This window comes from Binatus sp. (SeqCode), from assembly GCF_036522015.1.
Classification (GTDB): domain Bacteria; phylum Desulfobacterota; class Binatia; order Binatales; family Binataceae; genus Binatus.
The window spans coordinates 1-5,176 of record NZ_DATDGQ010000063.1 but is presented as its reverse complement, the minus strand read 5'-3'; the positions used below and the strand labels follow the sequence as shown (position 1 = coordinate 5,176).

General features: G+C 63.2%; 5 protein-coding genes. All 5 read left to right on the top strand.

What is annotated here, in order from left to right; genetic code table 11:
- The coding region (locus VIW95_RS02745; RefSeq protein WP_331583794.1) for a hemolysin family protein at positions 1-1,260 on the top strand (1,260 nt) is incomplete at its 5' end.
- Positions 1,257-2,027, top strand: coding sequence for a nickel pincer cofactor biosynthesis protein LarB (larB, locus tag VIW95_RS02740; RefSeq protein ID WP_331583792.1), 771 nt, complete (start codon positions 1,257-1,259; stop codon positions 2,025-2,027). The genes VIW95_RS02745 and larB, both read left to right, overlap by 4 nt.
- A complete protein-coding gene (locus VIW95_RS02735) occupies positions 2,027-3,349 on the top strand; it encodes an AarF/ABC1/UbiB kinase family protein (RefSeq protein WP_331583790.1) in 1,323 nt (440 codons plus the stop codon). The genes larB and VIW95_RS02735 overlap by 1 nt, the downstream gene beginning before the upstream one ends.
- On the top strand, positions 3,346-4,191 hold the full coding sequence (locus VIW95_RS02730; protein ID WP_331583788.1) for an AlkZ-related protein: 846 nt from the start codon (positions 3,346-3,348) through the stop codon (positions 4,189-4,191). Before VIW95_RS02735 ends, VIW95_RS02730 begins: the two co-directional genes overlap by 4 nt.
- Before the next feature lie 90 nt (positions 4,192-4,281).
- Positions 4,282-5,176 (top strand): alpha/beta hydrolase (locus VIW95_RS02725; protein WP_331583786.1); only part of this gene is annotated, 895 nt, incomplete at its 3' end.

Genomic DNA, 5,176 nt, shown 5'->3' with positions numbered 1-5,176 from the left:
GCTGGATGCCTTGTCGTGCAGGCGTTCTTCGCGGCCTCGGAGATTGCGCTGGTTTCCGCGGACGATTTGAAAGTTCGCGCTGGCAGCGAAAGCGGACACGTACGCTCGCGAGTGTTGGACGAACTGCTGGTCAATCGCGATCGCTTGCTGGCACTCACTCTCACCGGCACCAACGTGGCAACGGTTATCGCGGCGGTCGTGCTCACCAGCTTTCTGCATCAAACCAGGCCGCACCTGATCTATCTCGCGCCGTTTATCCTGACTCCCATCACGCTGGTGCTCGGCGAGTCGATACCGAAGCTGCTAACCCTTACCAATCCGCACACGTTCGCGCTGTATGCTGCGCGGCCGTTGCGCTTCCTCGCGACGATTCTCGCGCCGCTGCTCTACGTTGAGACTCTTTTGAGCAGATTGCTGCGGCGGCTGGCGGGTGTGCCGGCCGACGCCGAGAGCGTGTTTCTGAGCCGCGACGATTTGGCCAGGTTGATGCGGCGACGGCCGAGCGACGGATCCGAGCAGCCGCACCATGACGCCATTCTGCCCGCCGAGCAGTTGATGATCAGCCGCATCTTTCGCTTCTCGCAGGCCGAGGCGCGCAAGGCGATGGTGCCTCTGGTGGGCGTTGACGCGGTGCCGGAGGAAACCTCGCTGGCGGCGGCTATCGAGACGGTCCGCCGCGAAGGCTTCAGCCGCATCCCGGTTTTCCGCCGTCGAATCACCGATATTGTCGGAGTCGTTCACGTCTTCGATCTTTTGCAGGCGCCCGATCTCAGCCGCCCGGTGAGCGACATCATGCGGCCGGTCAGCTATTTTCCCGAATCGATGCCGCTCGACGAAGCGCTGGTCGCGATGCAACGCACCGGAGAAAATCTCTCCGTGATCGTCGATGAGTACGGCGGCTCGGCTGGAATTCTCACCCTGGAAGATCTGATCGAGGAGATCGTCGGCGATATCGAAGACGAACATGACCGCGGCGAGGAGCTGGCCAAAGTAGTCAGTCCGCGGGTGCTTTCTGTGATCGGGCGGGCACCGATTACGGAGCTGAACGAGCGCTTCGGCCTCAAGCTTTCGGAAGCGGATGAGTATGCTACGATCGGTGGACTGGTGGTCGAACGACTCGGGCATATTCCCAAGCCCGGCGAAAAGTTAATTGAAGGCGAGTTGACAATCACGGTCACGCGCAGCGACGCGAGGGCCGTGCGCGAATTGATGCTGACCCTGGCGCATCCGATCCGCCCCGAACTCCTCAGGCGGCGATGACCGAAAAGCGAATTCGCGAAATCCTCGACGGCGTCGCCGCGGGCAAGATGACTCCCGCTGCGGCGTTCAAGCACATCCGCGATCTGCCGTTCGAGGATCTTGGTTTTGCCAAGCTCGACAACCACCGGAGCATCCGGCGCGGAATTCCCGAAGTGATTTTCGGTGAGGGTAAAACTGCCGAGCAGCTTGCGGCGATCGGAAATCGCGTCCTTGCCTCGGGAACGAATCTCATTATCACGCGGCTCGACGCGGACAAGGCGCGCGTCGTCAAGCGCAAAATCCGCGCGCTGGCGTACCATGCGGATGCCCGCATCGGCGCGGTGGTGAAGGAGCGCGTGAAGCCGTCGGGACAGGGCATCGTGATGGTGATGAGCGCGGGCACCTCCGATATTCCTGTCGCCGAGGAAGCCGCGCTGTGCGCAGAGCTGTTCGGCAATCGTGTCGCGCGTGTCTATGACGTCGGCGTCGCGGGGATTCATCGCCTGACCGCGAACCTCGAGACGATTCGCGAGGCGAGCGTGCTGATCGTCGTCGCGGGAATGGAAGGCGCGCTGCCTTCGGTCGTCGCGGGGCTGGTCGACAAACCGGTGATTGCGGTGCCGACCAGCGTTGGCTACGGCGCGTCGATGGGCGGGCTGGCCGCGCTCCTGGGAATGCTCAATTCGTGCGCCAGCGGCGTGACGGTCGTCAATATCGACAACGGGTTCGGCGCGGCGCTCGCTGCCACGCTGATCAATCGCGTCGGAATCGAGCGCGACGGACGCTGATGGCGAAGCGCACCTCAATCACCAGCGGGCGCGCGCGCCGCGCGATCAAGATGGGCGAACTCGCGTCGCAAGTCGGCTCCAGCTACCTGTGGAATCAACTGCGGCGGCCGTTTCTCAGTGCGCCCGCGCGCGATCGCGAGCTGCTCGAGACTCACATCCGCAACGCGCAGCGAATTGTCGAAGGCTCCCAGCAGCTCCGCGGCGCGTTCATGAAGCTCATCCAGATGCTCTCGATTCGCAAGGACCTGCTGCCGGGCGAGGCGCTCGACGTGCTGCGCGCGACGCAATCGAGCGTGCCGCCGATGAGCTACGCGACTATTTCGGAACAGATTCGCAAGGAGATTGGCAAGCGGCCCGAGGCGCTCTTCAGGAGTTTCGATCAGACCGCGTTTGCCGCCGCGTCACTCGGCCAAGTGCATCGGGCGGTCACGCGCGACGGCGTCGACGTCGCGGTGAAAGTCCAGTATCCCGGTGTCGAAGATACCGTCGAGCAGGACCTGCAAAACCTCAAGCTGCTGCTGCGAACGTTGCAGGCGCTCGGCCACGACGTGATGCGCCAGCAAATCGACACCGCGTCGGTGTACAAGGAACTCGAGCAGCGTCTGCGCGAGGAACTCGACTACGTCAACGAGGCGCGCAACGTAGTCGAGTACGGGCGGCGTCTCGGTGCTGACGGCGAGATCATGATTCCGCGCTACCTCAAGGAGCTGAGTTCGCGGCGCGTGCTGACCATGACGTATCTCGACGGCTATCCGCTGGCGGACGTGATGGGGCTGGAGGTCGATGCTGAGTTGCGCGAGTGGGTCGCGACGAAGATTCACGAGTTCGCGTGGCGGCAGATTCTCGAATTTGGAATGCTGCACACCGATTTTCATCCGGGCAATTATCTCGTCAGCCATCATCCGCGGCTTGGGGTGCTCGACTTCGGCTCGATTCGCCGCTTCCCGGAGCCGGTACGCAAGGCGAACCTGCAGGTCGCGCGCGCGATTCTGAGCGGCGACGACAAATCGCTGGCGGCCGGGATGGTCAAGCTTGGCTATCTCGATCGCAGTCAGGATGCGGCGCCGATGGTCAAAATCATCCACATCCTGTTCGAGCCGATGAGAGTGGATCGCGCCGTCGATCCGCTCGAATACGACACGGTCGGCAAGGCGGCCAAGGTGGGAGAGCTGGCGCTTCAGAACCAGCTGTACAAATCTCCCGCGCACAGCGTGTTCCTGATTCGCGCACTGGTCGGGCTCGAGGGAATCACGCGCGGACTCGCGGTGAAAACCAACTACCGCCAAATCTTCGCGGACTGCGTCGAGCGAATCCCTGGATGACCGATATTCTCGCCGCGCTTGAGCGTCATCGCGACCATCATTTCAGACGGGTCGCGACGCGGCGCGTTACCGGCGAGAAGAGCGCGCTCAAATTCATCCAGGAGGTCGGATTCTGCGCCGGGTTCACCGCCGGGATGGGCGTGCCGTGCATGCGCGAGGCGATCGCGGGAACGCGCGAACCCTCGATGCCCGAGCACATCCAGCACGACTATGCGATCGGGATGACGTGGCGAATCAAGGACTCGCTGCCGCAGCGCCGCGCGGTGTACTACGGCAAGGTGATCGCGCGACGTCCGAGTTTTATCGCGCGCGATTTGCTCGGCGCGTTTCTCCGGCTGCGTATCGAGCCGGGCGGCTATCGAAAGCTGTACCTCGGCGGCGGACTTTCGCATTGCGGCAAACTCGTGATGGACGCGCTGTCGAAGCGCGGGGCCGCCGAGACTCGAGTGCTGAAGTTGTCGAGTGGCTACGCGCAACCGTCGCGGCGGGCGGTCTTCGATCGTGCGATGGCGGAGTTGCAGGAAAAATTTCTCGCGCTCAAGGTGGACGAGCGCTCCGACCCGTTCAGCTACGTGTGGGATACGATGGCGCATCGATGGCCCGACGCGATTGCGGAGGCTCGCAAGCTCACGCGACAGCAGGCAGCATACGCTATCGTCGCCAAATATTTCGAGACCGCGGCGTTCGGGAGCGAGCGCGCGATCGCACGGCTGCTCGGAATCGACGCGGCACTGGTCGAAGGAGCTGCGCGCCGACTCGAGCGCGAGGGCGCAATTGCACGCGGCGTGCGAATCGACGGGCACCCCGGCGCGATCAGCTTGCTCGCCAGCTTTGCGCCGTAGCAGTTGGCGCTTGTCGGCGCACGCTGTTTCGGTCTAAGAATCGAAGAGCTCGACGAAATCGCGCGAAGATTTCAATTCGGAGGAAACACCATGCCGCTCGACCCGCAAGCAAAGGCCTTGATGGATACACTCGCCGCAGCGCCCGGACCCAAGCTGCATTCGCTCGAGCCGGCCGACGCGCGCCGCCTGACCGCGGGCATGTTCAGAGTGCCGCCGGAAAGAGCCGAAAAAGTCGCCAAGGTCGAGGATCGTAAAATTCCCGGCCCGGCCGGCGAGATCCCGATTCGTATCTACACTCCGGAAGGTGCGGGCCCGTTCCCGGTGCTGGTATTTTTCCACGGCGGCGGATGGGTGATTTGCGGCCTCGATACGCATGACGGACCGTGCCGCGCGCTTACCAAAAAGGCCGGATGCGTGACGGTGTCGGTCGATTACCGGCTTGCGCCCGAAAACAAATTTCCCGCAGGCGTCGAGGATTGCTTTGCCGCGACCAAGTGGGTCGCCGCGCATGCCAAAGAACTCAACGCCGATGCGAACCGGCTGGCGGTCGGCGGCGATAGCGCGGGCGGAAATCTGTCGGCGGTGATCTCGCAGCTCGCGCGCGATGCGGGAGGTCCGAAGATCGCGCTCCAACTGCTCATCTATCCGGCGACCGAGGCCGAGCTCGACACTTACTCGCACAAAACTTTCACCGACTACTTCCTGACCAGGGACGACGTGATTTATTTCTGGAAGCATTACCTGCGCAGCGCCGACGACCGCAAAGATCCGCGAGTCGCGCCCGCGCTGGCGAAGAGCTTCAAGGGACTGCCGCCCGCGCTCATCATCACGGCGGAATTCGATCCGCTACGCGACGAGGGCGAAACCTACGGCGAGAAGCTGCGCGCGGCCGGCGTGCCGGTGACGTTGCGCGAGTACCTCACCTTGATGGAGGCGATGGAGCAGGATTTGGCCGACCGTCGGGTCGAGTGGTTCTATTATCTGT

What these genes read in the sequence shown, in the direction of transcription:
- VIW95_RS02735 (WP_331583790.1), top strand. Translation starts at nt 2,027, where the DNA reads ATGGCGAAGCGCACCTCAATCACCAGCGGGCGCGCGCGCCGCGCGATC.
- larB (WP_331583792.1), top strand. Translation starts at nt 1,257, where the DNA reads ATGACCGAAAAGCGAATTCGCGAAATCCTCGACGGCGTCGCCGCGGGC.
- VIW95_RS02730 (WP_331583788.1), top strand. Translation starts at nt 3,346, where the DNA reads ATGACCGATATTCTCGCCGCGCTTGAGCGTCATCGCGACCATCATTTC.